Annotated in this window: 23 protein-coding genes and 2 riboswitches; of the genes, 10 read left to right on the plus strand and 13 right to left on the minus strand. The window is 75.6% G+C overall.

Annotated elements, in window-relative coordinates; translation table 11 throughout:
- Positions 1–9 precede the first annotated feature (9 nt).
- The 5 genes from CAE01nite_RS00705 to CAE01nite_RS00725 all read left to right on the plus strand — a co-directional run bounded on the left by CAE01nite_RS00705 (position 10) and on the right by CAE01nite_RS00725 (position 8,594).
- Positions 10–567: an aminoacyl-tRNA deacylase gene (locus CAE01nite_RS00705; protein WP_146898531.1), complete on the plus strand. Its 558-nt coding sequence runs from the start codon at positions 10–12 to the stop codon at positions 565–567.
- A gap of 129 nt (positions 568–696) precedes the next feature.
- Positions 697–1,137 carry a MarR family winged helix-turn-helix transcriptional regulator gene (locus CAE01nite_RS00710; RefSeq protein ID WP_146898533.1) on the plus strand — a complete coding sequence of 147 codons (441 nt, stop codon included), beginning with the start codon at positions 697–699 and terminating at the stop codon, positions 1,135–1,137.
- Between the two features lie 297 nt (positions 1,138–1,434).
- On the plus strand, positions 1,435–2,607 hold the full coding sequence (locus tag CAE01nite_RS00715) for a phenylacetate--CoA ligase family protein (RefSeq protein WP_146898535.1): 1,173 nt from the start codon (positions 1,435–1,437) through the stop codon (positions 2,605–2,607).
- 184 nt (positions 2,608–2,791) lie between these two features.
- A complete protein-coding gene (gene hrpA / locus CAE01nite_RS00720; RefSeq protein ID WP_146898537.1) occupies positions 2,792–7,519 on the plus strand; it encodes an ATP-dependent RNA helicase HrpA in 4,728 nt (1,575 codons plus the stop codon).
- Between the two features lie 64 nt (positions 7,520–7,583).
- Positions 7,584–8,594: a DUF2332 domain-containing protein gene (locus CAE01nite_RS00725; protein ID WP_146898539.1), complete on the plus strand. Its 1,011-nt coding sequence runs from the start codon at positions 7,584–7,586 to the stop codon at positions 8,592–8,594.
- Positions 8,595–8,649: 55 nt separating this feature from the next.
- On the opposite strand, the gene CAE01nite_RS00730 is transcribed toward CAE01nite_RS00725, so the two are convergent.
- Complete coding sequence (locus tag CAE01nite_RS00730) at positions 8,650–8,889, minus strand: hypothetical protein (RefSeq protein WP_146898541.1); 240 nt, start codon at positions 8,887–8,889, stop codon at positions 8,650–8,652.
- Positions 8,890–9,020: 131 nt separating this feature from the next.
- Between CAE01nite_RS00730 and CAE01nite_RS00735 the strand changes: the two genes are divergently transcribed.
- The 4 genes from CAE01nite_RS00735 to metE all read left to right on the plus strand — a co-directional run bounded on the left by CAE01nite_RS00735 (position 9,021) and on the right by metE (position 13,949).
- Positions 9,021–9,749: a class I SAM-dependent methyltransferase gene (locus tag CAE01nite_RS00735; protein WP_246130917.1), complete on the plus strand. Its 729-nt coding sequence runs from the start codon at positions 9,021–9,023 to the stop codon at positions 9,747–9,749.
- A gap of 10 nt (positions 9,750–9,759) precedes the next feature.
- A complete protein-coding gene (locus CAE01nite_RS00740; RefSeq protein WP_146898543.1) occupies positions 9,760–10,374 on the plus strand; it encodes a hypothetical protein in 615 nt (204 codons plus the stop codon).
- A 51-nt stretch (positions 10,375–10,425) separates the two neighbouring features.
- Positions 10,426–10,521: riboswitch (SAM riboswitch) on the plus strand.
- A 3-nt stretch (positions 10,522–10,524) separates the two neighbouring features.
- Entirely contained in the window at positions 10,525–11,580 is a 1,056-nt protein-coding gene (locus CAE01nite_RS00745; protein ID WP_146898545.1) for a methylenetetrahydrofolate reductase, read from the plus strand.
- Complete coding sequence (gene metE / locus CAE01nite_RS00750) at positions 11,577–13,949, plus strand: 5-methyltetrahydropteroyltriglutamate--homocysteine S-methyltransferase (protein WP_146898546.1); 2,373 nt, start codon at positions 11,577–11,579, stop codon at positions 13,947–13,949. Before CAE01nite_RS00745 ends, metE begins: the two co-directional genes overlap by 4 nt.
- A gap of 120 nt (positions 13,950–14,069) precedes the next feature.
- Here metE and CAE01nite_RS00755 read toward each other — a convergent pair whose 3' ends face one another.
- From CAE01nite_RS00755 to CAE01nite_RS00800, 10 genes are all read right to left on the minus strand, one after another.
- Positions 14,070–14,522 (minus strand): Hsp20/alpha crystallin family protein, encoded by a 453-nt coding sequence (locus tag CAE01nite_RS00755; protein ID WP_146898547.1) that lies wholly within the window; start codon positions 14,520–14,522, stop codon positions 14,070–14,072.
- Positions 14,523–14,658: 136 nt separating this feature from the next.
- Positions 14,659–15,138 (minus strand): (deoxy)nucleoside triphosphate pyrophosphohydrolase, encoded by a 480-nt coding sequence (locus CAE01nite_RS00760; RefSeq protein WP_281285545.1) that lies wholly within the window; start codon positions 15,136–15,138, stop codon positions 14,659–14,661.
- A 153-nt stretch (positions 15,139–15,291) separates the two neighbouring features.
- Positions 15,292–16,380: a YeiH family protein gene (locus CAE01nite_RS00765; RefSeq protein ID WP_246130918.1), complete on the minus strand. Its 1,089-nt coding sequence runs from the start codon at positions 16,378–16,380 to the stop codon at positions 15,292–15,294.
- 56 nt (positions 16,381–16,436) lie between these two features.
- Positions 16,437–16,679: a LuxR C-terminal-related transcriptional regulator gene (locus tag CAE01nite_RS00770; RefSeq protein ID WP_146898549.1), complete on the minus strand. Its 243-nt coding sequence runs from the start codon at positions 16,677–16,679 to the stop codon at positions 16,437–16,439.
- Positions 16,680–16,876: 197 nt separating this feature from the next.
- The gene (gcvH, locus tag CAE01nite_RS00775; protein ID WP_146898550.1) at positions 16,877–17,248 is read right to left on the minus strand and encodes a glycine cleavage system protein GcvH; all 372 of its coding nucleotides are present in this window, start codon (positions 17,246–17,248) and stop codon (positions 16,877–16,879) included.
- Positions 17,249–18,475 carry a glycine cleavage system aminomethyltransferase GcvT gene (gcvT, locus tag CAE01nite_RS00780; RefSeq protein WP_246130919.1) on the minus strand — a complete coding sequence of 409 codons (1,227 nt, stop codon included), beginning with the start codon at positions 18,473–18,475 and terminating at the stop codon, positions 17,249–17,251.
- Positions 18,472–21,327, minus strand: a complete 2,856-nt coding sequence (gene gcvP / locus CAE01nite_RS00785; protein ID WP_246130963.1) for an aminomethyl-transferring glycine dehydrogenase — start codon at positions 21,325–21,327, stop codon at positions 18,472–18,474. Before gcvP ends, gcvT begins: the two co-directional genes overlap by 4 nt.
- A gap of 374 nt (positions 21,328–21,701) precedes the next feature.
- Positions 21,702–21,826: riboswitch (glycine riboswitch) on the minus strand.
- An 82-nt stretch (positions 21,827–21,908) separates the two neighbouring features.
- The gene (locus tag CAE01nite_RS00790) at positions 21,909–22,127 is read right to left on the minus strand and encodes an Lsr2 dimerization domain-containing protein (RefSeq protein WP_186816355.1); all 219 of its coding nucleotides are present in this window, start codon (positions 22,125–22,127) and stop codon (positions 21,909–21,911) included.
- A gap of 137 nt (positions 22,128–22,264) precedes the next feature.
- A complete protein-coding gene (locus CAE01nite_RS00795; RefSeq protein WP_146898553.1) occupies positions 22,265–22,708 on the minus strand; it encodes a TFIIB-type zinc ribbon-containing protein in 444 nt (147 codons plus the stop codon).
- 87 nt (positions 22,709–22,795) lie between these two features.
- On the minus strand, positions 22,796–23,965 hold the full coding sequence (locus tag CAE01nite_RS00800) for a pyridoxal phosphate-dependent aminotransferase (protein WP_146898555.1): 1,170 nt from the start codon (positions 23,963–23,965) through the stop codon (positions 22,796–22,798).
- A 65-nt stretch (positions 23,966–24,030) separates the two neighbouring features.
- On the opposite strand from CAE01nite_RS00800, the gene CAE01nite_RS00805 reads away from it, so the two are divergent.
- Positions 24,031–25,023 carry a magnesium and cobalt transport protein CorA gene (locus CAE01nite_RS00805; protein WP_146898557.1) on the plus strand — a complete coding sequence of 331 codons (993 nt, stop codon included), beginning with the start codon at positions 24,031–24,033 and terminating at the stop codon, positions 25,021–25,023.
- A 13-nt stretch (positions 25,024–25,036) separates the two neighbouring features.
- Here the strand turns inward: CAE01nite_RS00805 and CAE01nite_RS00810 are convergent, their stop codons facing one another.
- Together CAE01nite_RS00810 and map are read right to left on the minus strand one after the other, a co-directional pair.
- Positions 25,037–25,549, minus strand: coding sequence for a low molecular weight protein-tyrosine-phosphatase (locus CAE01nite_RS00810; protein ID WP_146899783.1), 513 nt, complete (start codon positions 25,547–25,549; stop codon positions 25,037–25,039).
- A 55-nt stretch (positions 25,550–25,604) separates the two neighbouring features.
- Positions 25,605–26,414, minus strand: coding sequence for a type I methionyl aminopeptidase (gene map, locus CAE01nite_RS00815; protein WP_146898559.1), 810 nt, complete (start codon positions 26,412–26,414; stop codon positions 25,605–25,607).
- Positions 26,415–26,808: the final 394 nt, after the last annotated feature.

Raw genomic sequence — 26,808 nt, forward strand, 5'->3', positions numbered from 1 at the left:
CTGGCGCGCATGACCGACCCCACGATCCCCAGCGGTCCGGCGAGCGCGCAGGCGCATGACGACCCCCTCGCGGTCCAGCCGACGGAGGGCGAGCGGCGCGCCGTGGCCGCCCTCGACGGGGCCGGTGTCCCGTACCGGCTCACGCGCCACGGCCGGGTCCGCTCGCTCGCCGAGGCGGCCGAGGTCCGTGGCATCGACCCGTCCGGCATCGTCAAGACGCTCGTGGTCCGGCGCGGGGAGGACGACTACCTGTTCGTGCTCGTCCCAGGGGACCGGACGATCTCCTGGCCCAAGCTCCGTGAGCTGCTCGGCGTCAGCCGGATGTCCATGCCCGACGCCGCGACGGCTCAGGCGGTCACCGGCTACGAGCGCGGCACCATCACGCCGTTCGGCTCGACCCGGACGTGGCCGGTCGTGGCGGACGAGCGCGTCCCGGGCCGGCCGGCGTCCATCGGCGCCGGTGCGCACGGGACCGCGGCCACCGTCGACGGCGACGACCTGGTCCGGGTGCTGCAGGCGCAGGTCGCGGACGTGACCGACCCGGAGCCCGAGCCCGGCGCTCGCTGACCGGCACCCCCGACCGGCACTGCTGACCGGCACCCTCGTCCGTCCGGAATACCGGGCGCGCGCCGGCGCTTGTTCCATGCAGACGCATCGACCACCCGGTCCGGTGCGGCACCACGGGGAGGCACCGACATGGCTCACCTGGCGGTCGACGCCTGGGAGTCGCTGCTGCTCGCGCAGGTGACGCTGATGAAGGAGTTCGCCGAGGACTTCCGCGGCGCCCCGGTGTCCATGCAGGAGTACGACGTGCTGTACACCCTCACCGGGTGCCCGGGCGGACGGACGCGGCTGCGGGACCTGTCCGAGCGGGTGCGGCTGAGCCAGCCGGGACTGAGCCGGCTCGTCGAGCGCATGGAGGCCGACGGGCTGGTGGTCCGCGAGCGCGACCCGCAGGACGGTCGCGGGACGCTGGTCGGCCTCACCGATCGGGGACGGGACGCCCAGCGCGCCGTCGGACGCACCCACGCCGGGTCGATCGTCGCCCGGATGACCGGCGCCCTGACGGCTCCGGAGCAGGCGGAGCTCGCCCGGCTGTGCACCAAGCTGCGCGCACCGGGCACCCCGACGGCGTGACCGCGCGCCCCTCCGGTGGGGCAGCAGAGGGGCCTGACGACGCTTGCCCGACGACGTCCGAACCCGATATTTTCACGCCAGCACTGTTCGTCGGCGAGGGCGCCCCTGCGAACGAGCGGTCCGGGTCGGTGACCGAGTCGAGGGTCTGTCAAGCGGAGCCGCGCTATGGATCTGGCAGCCGCCGGTCGTCGATCGGCTTACTGGACCCTCGACCGGGCTCGTGGAGGCCGCGTCGCAGCTGCTGTCGCCGACATCGGTGCGCTCCTGGACGCCCCTCGGTCACCTCACGCGCTCGAGGTGCGCCGAGCCCGCCTGACGAACATCGTCCGGCATGCGGTCGAGCACACCGACTTCTACGCCGGGCACGAGCCGGACCACCTCGCCGACCTCCCCGTCGTCGACAAGATGACGTTCCGCACCCAGGGCCCGGCGATGCTCGCGCGCGGCGTCGACCGGTCGACGCTGCACCCCCACTACACCTCCGGCTCCACGGGCATCCCGTTCGAGTCCTTGTGGGATGCAGGCAAGGTCCTCCGCAACCAGGCCGACACCGTCGCGCTCGCCGAGCGGGCGGGCTACCGGCTGGGCACTCCCCTGCTCTACCTCCGCGCCTGGGGCGGCCAGTACGGCAAGGGCCGCCTGCGCAGGCTGAAGGAAGGCATCACGCCCATCGAGGTCCGCACCCTGGATGCGTCTCGGGCGCGCGAGGTCCTCCTCGCGATCCGGCGTCGCTCGCACCCGGTGATGATGCTGGGCTACGGCTCCGCCCTGGAGGAGCTCTGCCGCGCATCCGAGAGGACGGGCATCGACGTCCGCGGCCGCGTCGCGGGCGTCATCGCGTTCGGGGAGACACCCACCACATACCTCCGTACGGCGGTGCCCGTGACCTTCGGCCGCCCGCTCGTCGCCCGGTACTCCAACACCGAGAACGGGCTCATCGCCCAGCAGGAGCCGGGTGAGTCCGCCTACCGGATCAACGTGGCGGGGTACCACGTCGAGATCCTCCGGCACGGGTCGGACGAGCCCGCCGATCCAGGCGAGGAGGGGCGCATCGTCCTCACGGATCTCTTCAACCGCGCCATGCCCTTCGTCCGGTACGACACCGGTGACCTGGGTGCCTTCGGCGCAGACGAGGACGGCATCGTGGACGACACCGTCCTGGTGTCCATGAGCGGCCGCACCTACGATCGGCTGTTCGACACCCACGGCCGCTTCGTCAACCCGATGGTGACCCCTGAGCTGGCCGACTACGACCTGCGCCAGTTCCAGCTCGTTCAGACCGGTCACGGCCGATACACGCTCCGGATCAACGCCGACCGGGATCCGGAGCGGGACGCCCGCATCCGGGCCGAGTTCCTCGATGTGCTCGGAGCAGACGCCGACCTCCGGTTCGAGTACGTCGACGAGGTGCCGCTCCTCTCGTCCGGCAAGCGCCGGCCGGTGCTCAACGAGTGGCGGCCCGGCCAGTGACCTGACGGCTGCCGGCCCCGCACACCGCGTGATCCGTCCCGGCCCGCTGTGAGGGGTACCGGCTCGTGCGGCCGGACGCGGCGACGAGCGGCGTCGCCTCGGTGCAGCTGTCGGGGCTCGGCCGTGGACCGTGGAGCAGCCTTCGCCGCGACCCAGGTCGGCCGGTCGGGGAGGATGGTCGACGATGAGTGACGTCGACCGCCCTGCCGCGCGGCCCCAGCCCGCGCCCGCGACGGCTCCCGGGGCTCCGTCCCCCCGTCCGCGACGCCGTCGCGGGTCCTCGGGTCGAGGCCCGCGGCAGCAAGGCGCCCCCCGCGCCGACCGGCACCCCGAGGGCACCAGCGACCCCAGCACCGGCGACGCGACCCGCCTCAGCACCGTTCAGCGCCCCGACCGCACCGCCCGGCCGTTCCGTACCCGCCCGCACGACCCGGCCGAGCTCGACCGCCGCCAGGTCGCCCGCGTCGCGCGCAAGGCCGAGGTCCGCCGCGGCGTCGTCGTCCCGCCGCTCGCCTACCCGGCCGAGCTGCCGGTGTCCGGCCGGCGCGACGACATCGCCGCCGCCATCCGCGACCACCAGGTCGTCATCGTCGCCGGCGCGACCGGCTCGGGGAAGACGACCCAGCTGCCCAAGATCCTGCTCGACCTGGGCCGCGGGCGCGACGGCCAGATCGGCCACACCCAGCCGCGCCGGATCGCCGCCCGGACCGTGGCCGAGCGGATCGCCGAGGAGGTCGGCACCGAGCTGGGCCAGATCGTCGGGTACCAGGTCCGGTTCACGGACACCTCGTCCGACGAGACGCTCGTCCGCGTCATGACCGACGGCATCCTGCTCGCGCAGATCCAGCGCGACCCGATGCTGCGCGGCTACGACACGCTGATCATCGACGAGGCGCACGAGCGCTCCCTCAACATCGACTTCATCCTCGGGTACCTGACCCGGCTGCTGCCCCAGCGCCCGGACCTCAAGGTCGTCATCACCTCGGCGACCATCGACTCCGAGCGGTTCGCCGCGCACTTCGCCGGCCCACCGACCGCCGAGCACCCGGACGGCGTGCCGGCGCCGGTCGTCGAGGTCACCGGCCGGACCTACCCGGTCGAGATCCGCTACCGCCCCCTGTCCGCCGAGGACGTCGGCGCGGCGGACGACGACCTGGAGCCCGAGCTGGGCACGCCGCTCCGCCGCAGGTCGTCAGCCGGGACCGGAGCGCCCACGGCGCCGCGCGAGGACCGCGACCTGATGACCGCCCTCACCGAGGCGGTCGACGAGCTCTGCGCGGAGGGCCCCGGCGACATCCTCGTGTTCCTGTCCGGCGAGCGGGAGATCCGCGACGCCGAGGACGCGCTCACCGGGGCGCTCGGTCCGCGCGTCACCGACCCACGGCACCCGGACGCCGTCGAGATCGTCCCGCTGTACGCCCGGCTGTCCTCCGCCGAGCAGCACCGGGTGTTCGAGCCGCACCGGACGCGCCGGGTCGTCCTGGCCACCAACGTCGCCGAGACGTCGCTGACCGTCCCCGGGATCCGGTACGTCATCGACCCCGGCACCGCCCGCATCTCGCGCTTCTCCAAGGCCACCAAGGTCCAGCGGCTGCCGATCGAGCCGATCTCCCAGGCCAGCGCGAACCAGCGCTCGGGCCGCTGCGGGCGCGTCGCGGAGGGCATCGCGATCCGGCTCTACTCCGAGCAGGACTTCGCGTCCCGGCCGGAGTACACCGAGCCGGAGATCCTGCGCACGTCGCTGGCCGCCGTCATCCTGCAGATGGTCGCGGTGGGGGTGGCCGCCACCCCGGACGACGTCGCCCGCTTCCCGTTCGTGGAGCCGCCGGACGTGCGCGCCATCCGCGACGGCGTGCAGCTCCTCACCGAGCTCGGCGCGCTGGCGAGCCGCGCGCCGGGGACGGCCGGCACCGCCCAGGACCCGGTCACGCAGGACGGCGTCGCACAGGACCCCTCGCAGGACCCGGCAGCCCAGGACGGCGCCGCGGCCCCGGCCCAGCTCCTCACCGAGACCGGCCGCGCGCTCGCCCAGCTGCCGATGGACCCGCGGCTGGCCCGGATGATCGTCGAGGGCGGGCGCCGCGGCGTCGCGCGCGAGGTCATGGTCATCGCCGCCGCGCTGTCCATTCAGGACCCGCGCGAGCGTCCCGCCGAGCAGCGCCCCCAGGCGGACCAGCTGCACGCCCGGTTCGCCGACCCCTCGTCGGACTTCCTCAGCTACCTCAACCTGTGGCAGTACGTGAAGGACTCCCAGCGCGAGCTGTCCGGGTCGGCGTTCCGGCGGCTGTGCCGCGCCGAGCACCTCAACTACCTGCGGCTGCGCGAGTGGCAGGACGTCGTCACCCAGCTGCGGGAGATGGCCAAGCCGCTGGGCATCCGCGTCGAGCCGCCGCGCCGACCCGCCGAGCCCGGACCGGGCGCGCCGGCACCGGCCGCCACGGCCGCCACCACGCCCGGCACCACCACGTCGTCCGCCGCCCCCCGACGGCGCACCGCCCCCGGCGCCGCCCAGGACGCGCTGGCGTCCGACACCGGCGACGGGACGCAGAGCCTGCGCCTGGACTGGGACGCCGACCGCATCCACGTGTCCCTGCTGTCGGGGCTGCTCAGCCAGATCGGCATGCAGGAGGTCAACGACGTCCGGGCCGCCCCCAAGGGCGGTGACCGCAAGCCGCCGCCCGGGAAGCCGCGCAAGGGCGGCCGCAACGAGTACGTGGGCGCCCGCGGCGTGCGGTTCGCGATCTTCCCTGGCTCGCCGCTGTCCCGGAAGCCACCCGCGTGGGTCATGGCCGGCGAGCTCGTGGAGACCTCGCGCCTGTGGGCCCGCGACGCCGCCCGCATCCAGCCGGAGTGGGCCGAGGAGCTGGCCGCCCACCTGGTGCGGCGGACCTACTCCGAGCCGACCTGGTCCACCAAGCAGGGCGCCGCGATGGCGTTCGAGCGGGTGCTGCTCTACGGCGTCCCGATCGTCGCCCAGCGCCGCGTGCTGTACGCCAAGGTCGACCCGGAGCACGCCCGCGAGCTGTTCATCCGGCACGCGCTCGTCGAGGGCGAGTGGACCACCCACCACGCCTTCTTCCACGACAACCGCGCGCTGCTGGCGCAGGCGGAGAGCCTGGAGCACCGCGCCCGCCGCCGGGACCTCGTGGTCGACGACGACGCCCTCTTCGCCTTCTACGACGAGCGCATCCCGGCCGACGTCGTCTCCTCCCGGCACTTCGACACCTGGTGGAAGTCCGCCCGGCGCGAGAAGCCCGACCTGCTGGACTTCACGCTGAGCATGCTCGTCGCCGACGACGCCGACGTGAGCGAGGCCGACTTCCCCTCCGTGTGGCCGCAGGGCGACCTCGAGCTGCCGCTCACCTACCAGTTCCAGCCGGGCACCGACGCCGACGGCGTCACCGTGCACGTCCCGCTCGTCGTCCTCAACCGGGTCCGTCCCGAGGGCTTCGACTGGATGGTGCCGGGGCTGCGCGAGGAGCTCGTGGTCGCGCTGATCCGGTCCCTGCCCAAGCCGGTCCGCGTGCAGCTCGTCCCCGCGCCGGACGTCGCCCGGGACGTCGTCGCCTGGATCGACGCGCACATGGCGGGCTGGGCGGACACCGTGCGGGCCGCCGACCTCGCGCCGTCGTTCCACGAGGCCGTCGCCTCCGCCGTGCGGGCGCTGCGGGACGTCGTCGTGCCGCCGGAGGCGTGGGACGACGAGCGCCTGCCCGCGCACCTGCGCCTGACGTTCCGGGTCGAGGAGGAGCGCGGCGGCGGCGCGGTCGTGCTGGACGAGGGCAAGGACCTGGTGGCGCTCCAGCGCCGACTGGCGGCACGCACCCAGGACGCCGTCCGGGTCGCGGTGCGGTCCGCCGTCCGCGACGCGATGCGGGAGGCCGCCCGCGACGGCGCGACCGCCGGCGCCGGCGCCGCGGGCACCCCGGACGGGACGGGCCCGGCCGGCACGGGCGACCACCACGCGGGCGACCCCGCCGCGCCGACGCTCCCGGCGCCGGTCGCCGAGCGCACCGGCCTGACGACGTGGCCCGCGGACGTGCCCGGCGGGCACCTGCCCGAGGCCGTCCAGACGAGCCTGCCGGGCGGGGTGGTCGTGCGCGGGTTCCCGGCCCTGGTCGAGGAGCCCGGACCCCGGCACGAGCCGACCGTCGCCCTGCGGGTCCTGGCCGATCCCATGCAGCAGGCGTCCGCGCACCGGCGCGGGGTCCGCCGGCTGCTGCTCGCCGAGACCGCGCTGGCCACGTCGCGGGTCACCACGCGGTGGAGCGGCACGCAGGCGCTGACGCTGGCCTCCAGCCCGTACCGGACGACGGAGGCGCTGGTCGCCGACGTCCAGCTCGCCGCCGTGGACGCGCTCATGTCCGAGCGGCCCGACGGCGGAGCCGTCCGGGACGCCGACGCGTACCGCGCCCTGCGCGACGCCGTCCGCCCACGCCTGGAGGACGTCGTCCACCGGGTCGTCACCGACCTCGTCGCGGCGCTCACCGCCGCGCGCGAGCTCGACGCCGCGGTCCGGTCCGGCACCAGCCTCGCGCTGCTGAACACCCTGCAGGACGTGCGCGAGCAGGCCGCGGCGCTCGTCCACGACGGGTTCGTCTCGGAGACGGGTGCCGAGCGCCTGCGGCACCTGACCCGGTACCTGCGCGCCGCGCAGCACCGGCTTGCCAAGGCGGCCGACAACCCGAACCGGGACGCCGAGCTCGCCTGGAAGGTGCACGACCTCGAAGGGCTGCTGGACGCGGCGCGCGCCCGGGTCGCGGCGGGCCCGCCCGACCCGGCCAAGGTCGCGGCGCTGGCGGACGTGCGCTGGATGCTCGAGGAGCTGCGGGTCAGCCTGTTCGCGCAGGGGCTCGGGACGCCCTCGCCCGTGTCGGAGAAGCGGGTCCGCGCCGCCCTGGCCGCGATCTGAGCCCGCTGCGTCACCCCGGCCCTCGTGCGGACCCTGCCGGTCCCGCCGACCTAGCCTGACCGGCATGGATCCGCTGGACGCCCCCACGACCACGGCGGCCTGGTACGCCCGCTTCGCCGAGCAGGACACCCGTGACGCGTCGCCCGTGCTGAGCGAGTGGGCCGCCGGCATCGCCGGCGACGACCGGGTGCTCGCGCTGATCGACGCACTGCCCCGGCCCCGGCGCCAGCCGAACCTCGTCCTGGGCGCCGCCCGGTACCTCGGCGCACCGGACGGGACCTGGCCGGACCTGCGGTCCTGGCTGCTCGCGCACTGGGAGGACGTCGCCGAGGTGACCGCCCGGCGGAGCACGCAGACCAACGAGGCCGGCCGCTGCGCGACCCTGCTGCCGCACCTGGCCGCGGTCGACGGCCCGGTCGCCCTCCTGGAGGTGGGCGCGTCCGCCGGGCTGTGCCTGCTCCCGGACCGGTACAGCTACCGGTACGACACCGTGGACGGCCCGGTCCGGCTGGACCCGCCGGACGGGCCCGGCCCGGTGGTCCTGCCGTGCCGCCTCGACCCGCCCGACGACGTGCCCACCCGGCTGCCGGACGTGGCCTGGCGAGCGGGGATCGACCTGGCCCCCGTCGACGTCACCGACCCGGACGACCTGGCGTGGCTGTCGGCGCTGGTCTGGCCCGGTCAGGACGAGCGGCTGGCCCGGCTGCACGCCGCCGCCCGGCTCGTCGCGGCGGACCCGCCGAGGATCGTGCGCGGCGACCTCGTGGAGGCGCTGGAGCGGACCGCCGCCCAGGCACCGTCCGGCGCCCGCCTCGTCGTCCTCCACACCGCCGTGCTCGCCTACCTCCCCGAGGCCCGGCGCACCGAGTTCGTCCGACGGGTGCGGGACCTGGACGCGACCTGGATCAGCAACGAGTCACCGGGCGTCCTGACCTACGACGGCTGGACCGACCCGCCGGCACCGCAGGTGGGGAGCCGCAACGTCCTGGCCGTCGACGGCGTCCCGCGGGCCCTGACCGGTCAGCACGGCGCCACGTGGTCCGCGCTGCCCACCCCGCCGGACCGGCGCGCCTGACGGCCCGGCCGGCCGGCGCGCCGAGCGACCCGGCGAGCCGGGCGCTGGCAGCCGGTCAGTCCGCCGGCGCGTGGTCCGGGCGGCCGCCGAGCAGCACCCGCGTCATCGCGTTGCGCGTGTCCAGCAGCTCGTCCAGCGCCCCGCGCAGGTCCGCCGTGGTGACGTCGGGCAGCCGCTCCGGACGCCCGGGGTCACCGCCCGGCCCGGCGGCGTCCGGACCGCCCAGCTCGACGACCACGCTGCCCCCGACCGCGGCCGGACCGCCCCCGACGTGCGCTGCGGTGTGCTGCGACATGCGTCCCTCCCGGTCCCCGTGGCCGCCCGCCGTCGCGCGACCCTGGCCGCACGCTAGCGCCCGGAACCGGTCGCCCACCCCGTCGGGCCGACCGGACCAGGAGTCGCCCGGATCGGAGCATGATGCGTCGGGTGAGCCAGACCGGACCGTCCCGCCACGGCGACCACGGCGACGACGGCGACGACCACGGCGGCGACCCGGGCGGCGGCGGTCCCCAGGACCGGCCGCACCCCGTGTTCGCCCGCCTGTACGCGCGGGCCAGCGCGCGGATGGACGCCGAGGGCCTGGCGGACCTGCGCGCGGAGCTCGTGCGCGGGCTGGCCGGGACGGTGGTGGAGGTCGGCGCCGGGAACGGGCGGATGTTCGCCCACTACCCGCCGGGCGTCACCCGGGTCCAGGCCGTGGAGCCCGAGCCGAGCCTGCGGGCGCTCGCGACGGCGGCCGCGGCGTCGGCGCCCGTGCCGGTCACCGTCCGGCCGGGGACGGCCGAGCGGCTCCCGCTGCCCGACCGCAGCGCGGACGCCGCCGTCCTGTGCCTGGTGCTGTGCTCCGTCGCGGACCCGCGTGCCGCGGTGGCGGAGGTCGTCCGCGTCCTGCGTCCCGGCGGGACCGTGCGGTTCCTCGAGCACGCCGTCGCGCCCACCCGCGGGCTGCGGGTGGTCCAGCGGACCCTGGACGCGACCGTGTGGCCGCTGCTCACCGGCGGCTGCCACACCTCCCGAGACCCGGTGGGCACCCTCACGGCGGCCGGCGTCGCGGTCACCGACCTGCGTGCGCTGCGGTACCCGGTGACGCAGGTGCCCACCCCGGTCACCCACCACGTGCTGGGCAGCGCCCGGACGCCGGGCGGTGCGCCCTAGGGTGCTGGCCATGCCGCCCATGACGCCCCCCGCCCCGCGCACACCCGGCGCCTCCCCCGCGCCTGCCAGGGCCCACACGCGCGCCCACACCGGGATGGTCGGCGACGACGCGATGGCGGCCGCCACCGGCGAGCCGCGGGCGCACTGGTTCGCGCTGCTCGACGGGCAGGGCGCGACCGGCTGGTCGCACCGCGACATCGCCGCCTGGCTGGTCGTGGCCCAGGGGGTGGACGCGTGGTGGGCCCAGGGGATCACGGTCGGCTACGAGCAGGAGCGCGGTATGCGGGCGCCCGGGCAGCGCGCCGACGGCCTGTTCGAGTCGAGCGCGTCCAGGACCGTGGCGCTCCCGGTCGGCGACGCGTACCGGCTGCTCGCCGACGACGCGGCCCGCGAGCGCTGGCTGGACGTGCCGGTGGAGGTCACCGGCCGGACGGCGGAGCGCTCGGTCCGCTGGACCATGCCGGACGGCTCGCGCGTCGTGGTCCGGGTGCAGGCGGTCCGGGACGACGCGACCCGGGTCGCGGTCCAGCACCGCCGCCTGGCCGACGCGGCGGCCGTCAGCGCCGCGAAGGCGTCCTGGGCGGACCGCCTCGCCCGCCTCGGCGCCCTCGCCGCGGTGCGCTGACCCGCCCGCCGGGGTCGTTGCCCGGGCCAGGACGCGCGCCTATGCTCGCGCACACCATCCAGAGCGGCTGAGAGACCCGGCTCGACGACGCCGCAGCAACCCCCCTCGCTCGGAGGGAGTGGGTGCTTCGGCCGGGAGCGATGGAGAGCCATGCCCGCACCCGTACCCGCACGCCGCCCGGGGCTCACGCACGGCCCCGCGGCGATCGACCGTCCGACCGTGTCCTTCGAGCTGTTCCCACCCCGCACGCCGGAGGCCACCGCGACGCTGTGGCGCACCGTCGAGGCGCTCGCCCGCGTGCGCCCGGACTTCATGTCGGTGACCTACGGCGCGTCCGGGTCCACCCGGGCCACCACGCGCGAGCTCGTCCGGCGGCTGCTCGCCGAGACGCACGTGCTGCCGATCGCGCACCTGACCTGCGTGGGCGCCACGCGTCGGGACCTCGTCACGGTCATCGAGGAGTTCCTCGACGAGGGCGTGCGGACGTTCCTCGCCCTGCGCGGGGACCCGCCCACCGGCGCCGCCGAGTGGCGCCCGCACCCCGGCGGGCTCACCCGCGCCTCCGAGCTCGTCGAGCTCATCCGCGAGGTGGAGCACGCCCGGTGCGGCTCGTCGGCGAGTGGTGCGCTGCGCGGGGCGGCGCACAAGCTGAGCATCGCCGTGGCCGCGTTCCCGACCGGCCACCCCGGCCCGGAGTCCCCCGAGGAGCGGCGCGCGCGGGACCTGCAGTCCCTCGTCGCCAAGCAGGCCGCCGGGGCCGACTTCGCCATCACCCAGGTGTTCTTCGACGCCCGGACCTACCTCGACCTCGTGCGGGACGCGCGCGCCCTCGGCGTGAGCATCCCGATCCTGGCCGGCGTGTTCCCCACGACCGACCCCGCCCGGCTGCTGCGCCTGGAGCAGATGACCGGGGTGACCGTCCCGGCGGACCTGCTCGGCCGCCTGCTGGCCACCGACGACGAGGACGAGCGGCACCGCATCGGCACCCGCGCCAGCGTCGACCTCGCCAACGCCGTGCTGGACGGCGGGGCCCCCGGTCTGCACGTCTACACGTTCAACCGGCACCGGGCCGCGCTCGCCCTCGTGGAAGGCGCGGGGCTGGCGGAGGCGTCGGTCGCCGGGCCGTCCCGGCCGCTCGGACCGCCACCCCCGATCCCGTCCGTCATCCCCCACCCGCACGACCTCGAGACCCAAGGAGCTCCATGAGCGCGTGTCCGTTCCCGGCGGCGACCGTCCTCGGCTATCCCCGCATCGGCCCCCGCCGGGAGCTCAAGAAGGCGATCGAGGCGTTCTGGTCCGGCCGCGCCGACGCCGGCGACGTGGAGCGGACCGGCGCCGCGCTGCGCACCCGCACCCGGACGCGGCTGGCCGAGCTCGGGCTGCCGACGGACGCACCGGCGATCCCGTCGTCGTTCTCGTTCTACGACCAGGTGCTCGACGCCGCGGTGACCGTGGGGGCGCTGCCGGAGCGGTTCGCGCACCTCGCACCCGCCGACGGCGCCGGGGACCCGGGGCAGAGCCCCACCGGCCTCGACCTGGCGGCGTACTCGGTGCTCGCCCGCGGCACCGAGGGACTGGCGCCGCTGGAGATGACGAAGTGGTTCGACACGAACTACCACTACCTCGTCCCGGAGATCGGCCCGGCCACGCCGCTGCGGTACGCCGACGACCGCGTGGTCCGCGAGGTCGCCGAGGGGCTCGCCGAGGGCGTCGCGACCCGGCCCGTCGTCGTCGGCCCGGTGACGCTGCTGCTGCTGTCCAAGACGTCGGCCGACGCGCCCGACGGCTTCCACCCGCTCGACCGGCTGGACGACCTGCTGCCCGTCTACGCCCGGCTGCTGCGCGAGCTCGCCGCGGCCGGCGCGACCTGGGTGCAGCTGGACGAGCCGGCGCTGGTCTCCGACCTGCTCGACGTCCCCGCCGGGCAGGTGCACCGCGCGCTCGAGCGGGCGCTGGCCGCGCTGACCACCGACCTGCCCGCGGACCAGCGGCCCTGCGTCCTGGTCACGGCCCCGTACGGCGACGTCGGCGACGCGCTCGGGGTCCTGGCCGCGTCCGACGTCGACGCGATCGGGCTCGACCTCGTGCGCGGCGCCGTCCCGGCCGGGCCGGTGGCCGGGCTGGCCGGCAAGACCGTGGTCGCGGGCGTGGTGGACGGGCACAACGTCTGGCGCACCGACCTGGCCGCCGCCCTGGACCGGCTGACCGGGCTGCGCGAGGCGCTCGGCCCGGACGTCGCGGTCACCGTGTCGACGTCCACGTCGCTGCTGCACGTGCCGCACGACGTCGACGACGAGCCGGACCTCGACCCCACGCTGCGGACCTGGCTGGCGTTCGCCGACCAGAAGGTGCGCGAGGTGGTCGCCCTGGCCCGCGGCCTGACCGAGGGCCCGGACGCGGTCGCCGACCACCTCACGGCCGCGTCCGTCGCCCACGGGACCCGCCGGACCGCCGACGGCGTCGTCCGCCCCCAGGTGCGCGACCGGCTGGCCTCCCTGACCGGCGACGCGCTGCGCCGCTCGGACTACCCGGTGCGGCGGGCCGCGCAGGAGGCCCGGCTGGACCTGCCGCCGCTGCCCACCACGACCATCGGGTCGTTCCCGCAGACCGCCGAGATCCGCGCCGCGCGGGCGGCGCACGCCCGCGGCGCGCTGAGCACCGCCGACTACGAGGACGCGATGCGCGCCGAGATCCGCCGGGTGGTGGCGCTGCAGGAGGACATCGGCCTGGACGTCGTCGTGCACGGCGAGGCGGAGCGCAACGACATGGTGCAGTACTTCGCCGAGCAGCTCACGGGGTTCGCCGCGACGGTCAACGGCTGGGTGCAGTCCTACGGCTCGCGCTGCGTGCGGCCGCCGATCCTGTGGGGGGACGTCAGCCGGCCGGCGCCCATGACGGTCGGCTGGTCCACGTACGCCGCGTCGCTCACCACCAAGCCGGTCAAGGGCATGCTCACGGGTCCGGTGACGATCCTGGCGTGGTCGTTCGTGCGCGACGACCAGCCGCTCGCCGACACCGCCCGCCAGGTCGCCCTGGCGCTGCGGGACGAGATCGGCGACCTCGAGGCCGCCGGCATCGCGGTGATCCAGGTCGACGAGCCCGCGCTGCGCGAGCTGCTGCCCCTGCGCACCGTGGACCACCCGGCCTACCTCGACTGGTCGGTGACGGCCTTCCGGCTGGCGACCTCCGGCGTGCGCGACGAGACCCAGGTCCACACGCACCTGTGCTACTCGGAGTTCGGGCAGGTCATCGGCGCGATCGACGGCCTGGACGCGGACGTCACGAGCGTGGAGGCGGCCCGGTCGCGGATGGAGATCCTCGTCGACCTCGCGGACCAAGGGTACCCGCGGGGCATCGGCCCCGGGGTGTACGACATCCACTCCCCGCGGGTCCCGAGCGAGGACGAGATCACGTCGCTGCTCACCGAGGCGGTCCGCTCGGTCGACCCGACGCTGCTGTGGGTCAACCCGGACTGCGGGCTCAAGACCCGCCGCTACGAGGAGGTGGACCCGGCGCTGCGGCACCTGGTCGGCGCCGCGCGGACGGTCAGGGCGACGCTGGCCACACGGGTCTGACCGCACGTCCGGTCCAGGTCGACCGGGGTCATGTCCTGACCAGTGGATCGGTCTCGCCGTGGGACCAGCGCCGCCGGTCCGGTGGGGCACGGCGGTGTGCGGCCGCCGTGCCCCGAGGCGTCAGCCCTGCGTCGACGGCGCCGAGCTGTTGATCTGCTTGGCGTCCGCGCCGGACGCCACGTGCTGCACCTCGACGCGGCGCGGCTTGGACTCCTCGGCCACCGGGATGGTCAGCGTCAGCACGCCGTCGGCGTACGTCGCGCCCATCTTGTCCAGGGCGAGACCGCGCCCGACGGTGAGCTGACGCGCGTACGTGCCGCTGGGCCGCTCGTTGACGAGCCACTGGACGTCCTGCTCGGTCCGCGAGGTCCGCTGCGCGCGGATCGTCAGCGTGCGGTCCTCGATGTTGACGTCGATCGTCCCCGGGTCGGCACCGGGCAGGTCGACGTGCAGGACGTAGTGGTCGCCGGACCGGTAGAGGTCCATCGGCATCGTGCCGGCCGCCTTGGCCGAGCCGAACACCTGCCCCATCAGGCGGTCCATCTCCTGGAAGGGGTCGTAACGCGTAGCCACACCCATCACCTCCTCGTCCCACGAAGGCCCCGGCCGCCGGGGCCCGGATGCTCCCGGTCCGGAGGTCCCCGGCCCGGGTGGCTACAGCGATTTTTTAGCACTCTCGCAACGAGAGTGCCAGCGTCCGCTCGTTCGCTCAGGGTGAAACCGGCGGGGGCGCGGACGACGACCCGGGCGATGGTGCGGACGGCGCCGGAGGCGGCTCGACGGGCACGTGCAGGCTCCGCGCGAGCGCGTGCACGATCGGGACGTCCGCGTCCAGCCAGGGCACCGCGAGCCAGTCCCCGGCGTCCAGCCAGCGCAGCTCGTCGTGCTCCACCAGCGGCTGCGGCTCCCCGACGGTGACCCGCGCCGTCCAGAGCCGCATGACGTACCGGTCCGACAGCCGCCACGCGCCGCCCTCCGGCCCGACGAGCTCGGTCCCCAGCTCGACCTCGACGCCGAGCTCCTCGGCGAGCTCGCGGTGCACCGCCGCCAGGACGTCCTCGCCGGGCTCGACCTTCCCGCCGGGGAACTCCCACCGTCCGGCCAGGCTGACCGGCTGGGCGCGGCGGGCGGCGAGCAGCCGTCGCGGGGCACCGAGGTCGTCGACGATCGCGGCCGCGACCACGAGCACGGGCGTGGGTGCGGCGGGCGTGGCTGCGGCGGGCGTGGGTGGGGCGGGCGTGGCTGCGGCGGGCGGGGCTGCGGCGGGCGTGGCTGCGGCGGGCGCGGGTGGGGCGGGCGTGGGCAGGTCGGGCGAGGGCGGCGCCATGGCGCGCAGTCTCCCCTACGTGACCACCACGAGCCCGCCGAGGCTGACGGCGAGCGCCACGATCGTCGAGACGGCGCCGAGCGCCAGCGGCCGGCCGCCCGTGCGCAGCAGGCGGCGGACGTCCACCTGAGCGCCGAGCCCGACCATGGCGGCGGCGAGCAGCACCGTGGTGAGCACGGCGGCGTGGGTGAGCACGCGGTCCGTGAGCAGCCCGGTGCTGCGCACCGCGACCGCGGCGAGGAACCCCACGACGAAGAGCGGCAGCAGCGGCGGGCGGGCGCGTCCGTCGCGCGGTGCGGTGCGGTGCAGGACGACGCCGACACCCGCGACCAGGGGAGCGAGCAGCACGACGCGAGCGAGCTTGGCGACCACGGCGGCGGCCAGCGCGACCCCGGAGACGGCGCCCGCCGCGGCGACGACCTGGGCGACCTCGTGCACGGCCAGCCCAGCCCACAGCCCTGCCGTGCGGTCGGCCAGCCCGAGCGCGCGCGCGAGCACGGGGACGAGCAGGATGGTGCCGCTGCCGTAGAGCGTCACGAGGGCGATGGCGGTGGCGACGTCGTCGTCGTCCGCGTCGGCGACCGGAGCCATGGCGGCGACCGCGGCGGCGCCGCAGATCGAGAAGCCCGTGGCCACCAGCAGGCGCAGCGGGCGGCCGACGCCCAGCCGGCGTCCGGCGACCAGGGTGGCGGTGTACGTGGCAGCGACGGTCAGCAGGAGGACGCCGATCTCACCGAGCCCGAGCCTGAGCACGTCGGTGAGGGCCAACTGCAGCCCGAGCAGGACGACGCCGGCGCGCAGCAGGCGCCGGGACGACCAGGTCAGCCCCGGCTCGAGGGCCCGCGGGACGGCGTGCAGGTTGCGGGCCAGGGCGCCGACGGCGATCGCCAGCAGCAGGGCCGACAGCGGCACGCGAGCCGCCGTGACGAGGCACGCGACGGCGACCACGAGGACCGCGGCGACGCCCGGCGTCCGCCGGACCGCGGTGCCCCACCACGCCCGGGCCCGAGGTGCGGGCCCACCGGGGGCGCCACGACCGGCGCCACCACGCCCACCGGGGACCGGGTCACCGGCAGCGGGTCGGTCGGTCGAGGTCGTCGGCACGCCGACCACCCTGCCTCACCGGCGGCGAGGCGGCCGCCCGGGGGGACGGGCGTGGGTCAGCGCAGACCGGCGGCGTAGGCCCAGGCGACGGCGTCGGCGCGGGTGGAGACGCCGAGCTTGCGGTACAGGCTGCGCACCTGCGACTTGATGGTGTTGCGCGTGACGAAGAGCGTCGTCGCGATCTCCTCGAGAGTGACGTCCTCGGAGAGGTGCTCCAGGACGACGAGCTCGCGGCGCGTCAGGGGCTCGGCGACGGGTGCGGGAGCCGCAACCGGCCTGACCAGCTCGAGAGTGCTCACGGTGACCTCCAGGTGTTCCACGCGGCGTGCATCGGCGGGAGCCTGGACACAGCCACTGTTCTTGTCACCAGGAGAGACGCACGACCCCGCCGGCTATGACGCGGGTTTCACCCGAGATCTTGGCCGCGCGCCTCCCGGACCTCTCCGCGGGCGTGCGCTACGGCGAAGGTGCAGGTCAGGGCGCCGAGGCGCACGGCTCAGGACTCGACCTGACCGCGGTACTCCTCGGCCGACAGCAGCGGGCCCGTCCCGGTGACCGAGACGCGCAGCAGCCAGCCCTCGCCGTACGGGTCGGAGTTGACCAGCGCGGGGTCGTCCACGGCGGCCTGGTTGACCTCCGCGACCGTCCCGGTCACCGGGGAGAACAGCTCGGACACCGACTTGGTCGACTCGACCTCCCCGCACACCGAGCCCGCGGTCACCTCGTCGCCCACCGCGGGCAGCTCCACGTAGACCAGCTCACCGAGGGCGTCAGCCGCGGTCCGGGTGATCCCGAACGTCGCGGGGTCGCCCTCCTGCAGCCACTCGTGCTCGGCGGTGTAGCTCAGGTGCTCGGGGAAGTCGGTCACTCAGGTCTCCAGGGTCGGGGCGGGCGTGGGCTGCAGGGGTGCCGGCGCGGCGGCAGGTGCGCCCGCAGGTCGACGGTAGAAGGGCAGGGCCACCACGCGCACGGGTTCGGCGCGGCCGCGCACGTCCACGGCGAGCTCGGTCCCCTGCGCGGCGACCTCCGGCGCGACGTAGGCCATCGCGACGGGGTGGCCGAGCGTGGGCGACGGCGCCCCGGACGTGACCTCGCCGACGACGTCCGCGAGGTCACCCGCCGACCGCACCACCGGGTAGCCGTGCCGGGCGGCTCGACGGCCCAGCCCGCGGAGCCCGACGAGCACGCGAGCCGGCTCCGCCTCGGCGCGGGCGGCCAGCGCGGCGCGCCCGACGAAGGCGACCGGCTCGCCGTCGGGCCGGGTCTTGTCCAGCCGGACCACGCGGGCGAGCCCGGCGTCGAAGGGGGTGGTCGTCCGGTCCAGCTCGTTGCCGTACAGCGGCATCCCGGCCTCCAGACGCAGGCTGTCGCGCGCCGCGAGGCCCACCGGGACGAGCCCGAGCGGGGCACCGGCCGCGAGCAGCGCGCGCCACAGGGGCACGGCCCGGTCGGCCGGTGCGAACAGCTCGAATCCGTCCTCGCCGGTGTACCCGGTCCGCGCCACCATGACCGGCGTGCCGGCCACGGTCGCCCGCAGCCCCGCGTAGTAGCGCAGCCCCGTCACCGCCGCGACGTCGTCCGGCGCGGTGACCGAGGTGACGATCTCGACCGCTCGCGGGCCCTGGACGGCGACCAGCGCGGTGACGGCCGACTCGTCCGTCACCGCGACGTCGAACCCGGCCCCGCGGGCCACCAGCTCGGCGAGCACCAGGTCGGCGTTGGACGCGTTCGCCACGACGAGGTAGTCGTCCACGCCCGGCCGGTAGACGACGAGGTCGTCGAGGACCCCGCCGTCCTCGGCGCAGATCATCGTGTAGCGGGCGCGCCCGACCCCCACCGCCGACAGGTGCCCGACCAGGGCGTGGTCGAGCATCGCCGCGGCGTCCGGCCCGGTGACCCGGATCTCGCCCATGTGCGACAGGTCGAACAGGCCGGCCGCGGCCCGCACCGCGGTGTGCTCGGCGAGGTCGCTGGAGTACCGCAGCGGCATGGACCACCCGGCGAACGGGGTCAGCGCGGCGCCCAGGGCGACGTGCTCGTCGTGCAGCGGCCCCGTGCGCTCCGGCGGCGGTCCCGCGGAGCCGACCACGCTCACAGGTCCACCGGCCCCTGCTCGTAGGCCTCGACCGGCGGGCACGAGCAGACCAGGTTGCGGTCCCCGTGCGCACCGTCGATGCGGCGCACCGGCGGCCAGTACTTGTCGGCGCGCAGGGACGCCAGCGGGTACGCCGCGAGCTCACGGCCGTACGGGCGGCTCCAGTCGTCGCTGGTCACCGCGGCTGCCGTGTGCGGCGCGCCCCGCAGCGGGGAGTCGGCCAGCGCCCAGCGTCCGGCGGCGACGGCGTCGATCTCGCCGCGGATCGCGACCAGCGCGTCGACGAAGCGGTCCAGCTCGGCCAGGTCCTCGCTCTCGGTGGGCTCCACCATGAGCGTGCCCGGCACGGGGAAGGACAGGGTCGGTGCGTGGAACCCGTAGTCCATGAGGCGCTTGGCGACGTCCTCCGCCGTGACGCCGGTCTGCTTGGTGATCGCGCGCAGGTCCAGGATGCACTCGTGCGCGACCAGGCCGCGCGGCCCGGTGTAGAGCACGGGGTAGTGGTCGGTGAGGCGGGAGGCGAGGTAGTTCGCGCCCAGGACGGCGGTCTCGGTCGCCCGGCGCAGCCCCTCCCCGCCCATGAGGGCGACGTACGCCCACGAGATCGGCAGGATGCCGGCCGACCCGAACGGCGCCGCGGACACCGGCGCCGTCACCCCGCGCCCCGGGAGGTACGGCGCCAGGTGCGCACCGACCGCGACCGGTCCGACGCCGGGCCCGCCGCCGCCGTGCGGGATGCAGAACGTCTTGTGCAGGTTCAGGTGCGACACGTCGCCACCGAACTCGCCCGGCCGGGCGAGCCCCACGAGCGCGTTGAGGTTCGCCCCGTCGATGTAGACCTGGCCGCCCGCGGCGTGCACGAGGTCGCACACCGTGCGGACCTCCTCCTCGTACACGCCGTGCGTGGAGGGGTAGGTGATCATGATCGCGGCGACCCGCGGGCCGTGCTGGTCCAGCTTGGCGCGCAGGTCGTCGAGCTGGACGGAGCCGTCCTCGGCGGTGGCCACCACCACGACGCGCATGCCCGCGAGCGCGGCCGACGCCGCGTTCGTCCCGTGCGCGGACGCCGGGATGAGGCACACGTCGCGCGGCAGGTCGTCGGGGCCGGCCTCGGCCCGGTGGTAGTCGCGGATCGCGAGCAGCCCGGCGAGCTCGCCCTGGGACCCGGCGTTGGGCTGCACCGACACCGCGGCGTAGCCGGTGATCTCGGCCAGCCACGACTCGAGCGTCTCGATGAGCTCGGTGTAGCCGGCGGCCTGCTCGCGCGGGGCGAACGGGTGGATGGACGCGAACGCGGGCCAGGAGACGGGCTCCATCTCGACGGTCGCGTTGAGCTTCATCGTGCACGAGCCCAGCGGGATCATCGTGCGGTCCAGCGCCAGGTCCTTGTCGGACAGCCGGCGCAGGTACCGCAGCATCGCCGTCTCCGAGCGGTGCGCGTGGAAGACGGGGTGCGTGAGGTAGTCGCTGGTGCGCCGCAGGTCGGCGGGCAGGTCGGTGGGTCGCGGGTCCGCAGGGGGGTCGACGGGGGACGCCGTCCCGGACGCCGTGCCCGCTCCGGCCGCCGCGAACGCCGCGAGCACCGCCGTCACGTGCGCGACGGTCGTCGTCTCGTCGCACGCGACCTGCACGTGGTCGGCGTCCGGGGCCCACACGTTGATGCCCCGCTCGGCGGCGGCGCGGACCACGGCCGCGGCCGACCCGGGCACGAGCGCCCGGACGGTGTCGAAGAAGACCTCGTGCTCGACGCCCACGCCGGCTGCCCGCAGCCCGTCCGCGAGCGCCACGGCGCGGCCGTGCACCCGCTCGGCGATCGCCCGCAGGCCGTCCGGGCCGTGGTGCACGGCGTACATCGACGCCACGATCGCCAGCAGCGCCTGGGCGGTGCAGATGTTGCTCGTCGCCTTCTCGCGGCGGATGTGCTGCTCCCGGGTCTGCAGCGCCAGGCGGTACGCGCGGTCGCCGTCCGCGTCGATCGAGACGCCGACCAGCCGGCCCGGGAGCATCCGCTCCAGGCCCGTGCGCACGGCCATGAACGCGGCGTGCGGGCCGCCGTAGAACAGCGGGACGCCGAACCGCTGCGCGCTGCCCACCGCGACGTCGGCGCCGAGCTCGCCGGGCGGCGTCAGCAGCGTCAGCGACAGCAGGTCCGCGGCCACGGCGACGAGCGCGCCGGCGCCCTTGGCCTGCGCGATGACGGGGCGCAGGTCCCGCACGACGCCGGACACGCCCGGCTGCTGCAGCACCACGCCCACGACGCCGTCCTCGCCGCCCAGTCCCTCCGGCAGCCCGTCGCGCAGGTCGGCGACCACCAGCGGCAGCCCGGCCGCGTCGGCTCGGCCCCGGGTCACCTCGATCGTCTGCGGCAGGCACTCGGCGTCCACGACGACGACGCCGCCCGGGCGTCCCTTGACCGCGCGGCGCATGAGCATGGCGGCCTCGGCGACCGCGGTGGCCTCGTCGAGCAGCGACGCGTTCGCGACCGGCAGGGCGGTGAGGTCCGCGACGACGGTCTGGAAGTTGAGCAGCGCCTCCAGCCGGCCCTGGGAGATCTCGGGCTGGTAGGGCGTGTACGCCGTGTACCAGGCCGGCGACTCGAGCACGTTGCGGCGGATGACGGGCGGCGTGACGGTGTCGGAGTAGCCCAGGCCGATCATCTGCGTCATCACGGTGTTCTTCGCGGCGATCGCGCGCAGTGCCGCGAGGACCTCCTCCTCGCTGCGCGCGGCGGGCAGGTCCAGCGGGCGGTCGGTGCGGATCGACGCCGGCACCGCGGCGTCGACGAGCTCGTCCATGGAGTCGAACCCCAGCTGGGCGAGCATGTGCGCGACCTCGGTGCTGCGCGGGCCGATGTGCCGGTCGGCGAAGTCCTCGGCGGCGTCGGTGCGGTGCGCGAGCGCGTCGCGGTCGAGGTGGGTGCGGGACGTCTGGTCGACGCCGGCCGGCGTCCGGTCGCGCGCGGTGCGGTCGGGCACGGTGCGGTCGGGCGCGGTGCGGTCGGGCGCGGTCTGGTCCAGCTGGGTCACGTGGCGGCTCCGGGTTCGCCCGGCTCTCGCCGGGGACGGGTGGTGGCCTCCCCGCTCTGTCATCCAGCGTCCGCAGGGGTCGCCGACCTGAGAGTTTGGCCGGTCCGCCGTGGCCCCTCGCGGGGCCCGGGGCGCGCCGGCTTGCACCGTCGGTGAGCCGGACCCGTCGTCGTGCGGGGCCGGCTGCTTTCCAGAGTTGCCTCGCCGTGGCGGTACGGGGGCCTGAGAGTTTCCCGGGGAGGGTTGCTCCTTCGGCGCCTCGCGCGTCCGGCGCGTCCGTCGGGGACGGGCGGCCGGTGCGGGAGGGCTCTCCCGCCGCGGTTCGAGCAGCATGTCGCGTTCAGTTGTCGTCCGTGGACAGGGTACGCGGCCGGGGGCCGATCCCTCTCGCCGGACCGCGCCGGGCGTCAGGCCGACGCGGACGACGACGCCGGCCGGGCCGTCCGTCGCGGCGAGGTGCGGCGACCGCTCGAGATGTACGGCTCCAGCGCGCGCAGGAGCTCGTCGCGGTGGGCGTCGGTCAGGTCGATCTCGTACGAGGTGTCGCCCCAGGAGAAGGCGTACGTCCGTGCGCCCTCCGAGCCGTCGAGGTCGTCCGTGGTGATGACGCGGGTCTGCTGGGCCATGGGTCTCATCATGGCGGGTCGACGGCCAGCGCCGGGGACGCGCCGGACCCCGGCGAGCCCGCTCGGCCCACGGCTGACGCGTCGCGCCGTCCCCCTGCGCGGGCCTTGCGCGGGCCCTGCGCGGGCCCTGCGCCGGCCTAGCCGAAGTCGAGCAGGTCCCCGAGCCAGGACTCCTTGCGCTTGCGGCGCGGGTCGTGCCCCCGCTCACCGTGGCGCTCGTACCGGGACCGGTCCTCCCCGTAGCGGCGACGGTCGTCGTCGTCGTACCGGCGGGGGTCGTCGGAGCGGGGCCGGTCGTCGGGGCGGGCGTAGCGCCGGTCGTCGTCGCCGTACGCCCCGGCGGGCGGGTACCCGCCGACGCCGTAGCCACCGGTGGAGGGCGCACCGGGGTCGTGGACCGGCACCCTGGGGGCCGGCCCGGCCGGAGCCGGCGAGGGTGCCAGCTCGGCTGCGCGGTCGAGGATCTTGTCGAGCTCGCCGCGATCCAGCCACACCCCGCGGCAGGTAGGGCAGTAGTCGATCTCCACGCCCTGCCGCTCGGTCATCACCAGGTCGACACCGACGTCCAGCGGACACCTCATCGCGCTCTCCTCACCGTCAGCCCACCGGCCCTGGCGGCCGGTGCGGTCCGTCCCCTCGGGCGGCCGGGTCCGCCCCTCGTGCCGGGGTCACAGCGTGCGCTGCCAGGCCACCACCCGGTCGACGGCCTCCCCGACCACCTCGACCGACGACGCGAACGACAGCCGCACCCACGCGTCGCCGTCGACCCCGTCGAAGTCGCTGCCCGGGGTCAGGGCGACGCCCGCCTCGTCGAGCAGCCGGGCGCACCAGGTCACCGAGTCCAGACCCGACCCGGACACGTCCGCGTACAGGTAGAACGCGCCGTCGGCCGGTGCGACCCTCGACCACCCGAGCTCGGGCAGCCGGGCCAGCAGCAGGTCCCGGCACACGGCGTAGCGGTCGACGTTCTCCTGCGCCGCGGCGTACCCCTCGGGGCTCAGCGCGGCGACCCCGGCGTGCTGGGCGAGCGCGGGCGGGCACAGCGCCACGTTGCCGGCCAGCGCGTCGACCGCGGCCACGAGGTCCTCGGGGAGCACCATCCAGCCCAGGCGCCACCCGGTCATCGCCCAGTACTTGGAGAACGAGTTGACGACGACGGCGCCGTCGTCGAGGTACTGCGCGGCCGTCGCCGGGCCGGCGGCACCCGGCCCGCCGTAGGTGATGCCGTGGTAGATCTCGTCGCTGACCAGCCGGACGCCGTGCGCGGCGCACCAGGACGCGAGCGCGGCGAGCTCCTCCTCGCGGATCATCGTCCCGGTGGGGTTGGCCGGGCTCGCCACCACGAGCCCGTCGAGGGGGCCGTCCAGCGCCTCGAGCTGGGCGACGGTGGGCTGGTAGCGCGTCTGCGGACCGCACGCGAGCTCGACGACCTCGCAGCCGAGCGCCGCGAGGATGTTCTTGTAGGCCGGGTACCCCGGGCGGGCGAGGGCCACCCGGTCACCGACGTCGAACGCGGCGAGGAACGCGAGCATGAACCCGCCCGACGACCCGGTGGTCACCGCGACGCGGGCGGGGTCGACGTCGACGTCGTACCAGTGCGCGTAGTGGCGGGCGATCGCCGCCCGCAGCGGCGGGGCACCCATGGCCTCGGTGTAGCCCAGGTCCCCGCCGGCCAGCAGCTCGGCGGCCCGCCGTCGCACCACCTCCGACGCCCCGGTCGCCGGCTCACCCGCGCACAGGTTCAGCACCGACTCCCCGGCGGCGCGCCGCGCGTTCGCGGCCGCCAGGATCTCCATCACGGCGAACGGGGGGACCTGGGACCGGCGCGACACCTTCACCCGGCCATCCTGGCCCCGCCCGCCTGCGGGCGCACCGCCCGACCCGCCGCGGGTAGCCTCACGGCGTGATCGTGGACTGCGCCGTGTACACCGGGGGACGACGCCGACCCGGTCAGACCGACCTCGCCGGGGCGCGGGCCACCGCCCGGACGGACGGCGGCTTCGTCTGGATCGGCCTCACCCAGCCCACCGCGGTCGAGTTCGCCGAGCTCGCCGCCGCGTTCGAGCTCCCGCAGCTCGCGGTCGAGGACGCCGTCAAGGCGCACCAGCGACCCAAGCTCGAGCGCTACGGCGACCTGACGTTCGCCGTGGTCAAGCCGGCCCGGTACGTCGACCACGAGGAGATCGTCGAGCTCGCCGAGCTGGCCGTCTTCCTCGGGCGGGACTTCGTCATCACCGTCCGGCACGGCGACACCGAGGTGCCGTCCCGCGCCCGCGCGGACCTGGAGTCCGACCCCTCGCTGCTCACGCACGGCCCGACGTCGGTGCTGCACCGCGTGCTGGACCTCGTCGTCGACGACTACCTCGACGTGGTCGACGCCATCGAGGTCGACGTCGACGAGATCGAGGGGCAGGTGTTCAGCGGGCGCGGCGGCGAGCACGCGGAGCGCATCTACAAGCTCAAGCGGGAGGTGCTGGACTTCCGGCGCGCCGTCGTGCCCCTCGTCCACCCCCTGCAGCGGCTCGTCAGCGGCGAGGTGAGGTGGATGGGCGCGGAGGCGCTGCCGTACTTCCGGGACGTGCAGGACCACGTCCTGCGGGCCGCCGACGCGATCGAGCGGTACGACAACCTGCTCAGCGACGTCCTGCAGGCCGACCTGGCCCAGGTGACGGTCGAGCAGAACCGGGTCGCGGTGCGGCAGAACGAGGACATGCGCAAGATCTCCGCCTGGGCCGCCATCGCGCTCGTCCCGACGGCGATCGCGGGCATCTACGGCATGAACTTCGACAACATCCCCGAGCTGCACTGGCGGTACGGGTACTACGCCGTGCTGCTCGTCATCGTCGCGGCGTGCGTCGGGCTGCACGCGCTGTTCCGCCGCAACCACTGGCTCTGACCGGCCCGACGGGTCACGCCTCGGCGCGCCCCCGCTCACGCACCGCGGCGCGCACGTGGTCGACGACGGCGTCGGCCGCAGCCTCCACCTGCTCCAGGCAGACCTCGAAGTCCTCGATCCCGCCGTACCAGGGGTCGGCGATGTCCAGCACGTGCTCCGCGACGCCGGGGCCGAGCTCGGGGGCGGCCGGGTCGAACGTGCGGTACATGACCACCCGCTCGGCGACGTCCGGCGTCTTCGCCAGCCGGCGCAGCGCGCGGGCGTGCACGGAGGTCATGGCCAGCACGAGGTGGTTGGCGGTCAGGTCGGTCGGGGCCACCTGACGTGCGCCCCGGCGCGGGACCGGGTACCCGTGCTCGCGCAGCACCTCCTGGGCGCGGTGGTCGATCGGGTTGCCGTGCTCCTCGTCGCTGATCCCGGTCGAGGTCACCTCGACGACGTCGCCGAGACCGGCCTTCTCCAGCCGGTCGCGCAGCACGACCTCGGCCATGGGCGAACGGCAGATGTTGCCCGTGCACACGGTCATCAGCCGGAAGGCGGGCTCACGGGCGTCGGTCCCAGGGGTTCGAGGGTTCACGCCCTCAGTCTGCCGTCGCCCCGCCGCCGGTGCCGGTCGCGACCGGTCGGGCGGGCGCGGTCAGGACGACCGGGCCGCGAGCGGTGATCGCGACGGTGTGCTCGGCATGCGCGGCACGGGAGCCGTCGGCGGACCGGATGGTCCAGCCGTCGTCGTCGACGACGTAGTCGTCGCCGCCGTCCATGAACCACGGCTCGATCGCGATGACCAGGCCCGTGCGCAGCTTGATCCCGCGTCCGGCGGTGCCGAGGTTGGGCACGTGCGGCTCCTCGTGCATGGTCCGGCCGACGCCGTGCCCGCCGAAGTCGGCGTTGACCCCCAGCCCGGCCCCGCGGCCCACGGCGCCGATGGCGGCCGAGATGTCCCCCATGCGCCCACCCGGCCGGGCGGCGGCGATGCCGGCCCGCAGGGCGCGCTCGGTCACCTCGATGAGCCGGGCGGACCGGGGGTCCGGCGTGCCGACCTGGAAGGACACGGCCGAGTCCGCCACCCACCCGCCGACCTCGGCGGCGAAGTCGATGCTCAGCAGGTCGCCGTCGGCCAGCACGTGGTCGGACGGCAGGCCGTGCAGCGCGGCGTCGTTGACCGAGGTGCACAGCACACCGGGGTACGGGATCGCGCCGAACGACGGGTGGTAGCCGAGGTACACCGAGCGGGCGCCGGCGGCGGTGATCATGGCGTGGGCGTGGGCGTCCAGCTCGCGCAGCGTCACGCCGACGGCAGCCCGCTGCCGGACCGACGCCAGGACCTCCGCGACGAACCGGCCCGCCGTACGGATGCCCTCGATCTCCGCGGTGCTCTTGAGCTCCACCATGCGGTCAGCCTCTCACCCGGCGGCGGGCGCCTCGCGTCGGTCGCGGGCCGCAGGGCACGGCCAGGGGCGGCGGCGGGTCAGCGGCGGGTCAGCGGGCGGGCCGACGGCGGCCGGCGTGGCCGGGCAGGGAACAGCCCGTGGGCCGGGTCTGGGTGGACCCTGCCGCGATGGACGAGATCGCGGCTCCCACGGGCTGCGGTGACTGCCGGGAACTCGCCAGCCGTACGAGGCTCCGAGCTCGGTCAGTCCGTCCGAGTGGTTCGGGCGACTAGCGGACAGTCACCTCTCGCGTCCGAAGAGAACTCACTTCTGGACCACCTCCTTTCCCGATGCCGACGACCGTACGTCCGGTCCGGCGCCCGCGCCACACGTTTTCGCCGTCCGCGGACGCCCC

This window comes from Cellulomonas aerilata (genome assembly GCF_007991755.1).
Taxonomy (GTDB): domain Bacteria; phylum Actinomycetota; class Actinomycetes; order Actinomycetales; family Cellulomonadaceae; genus Pengzhenrongella; species Pengzhenrongella aerilata.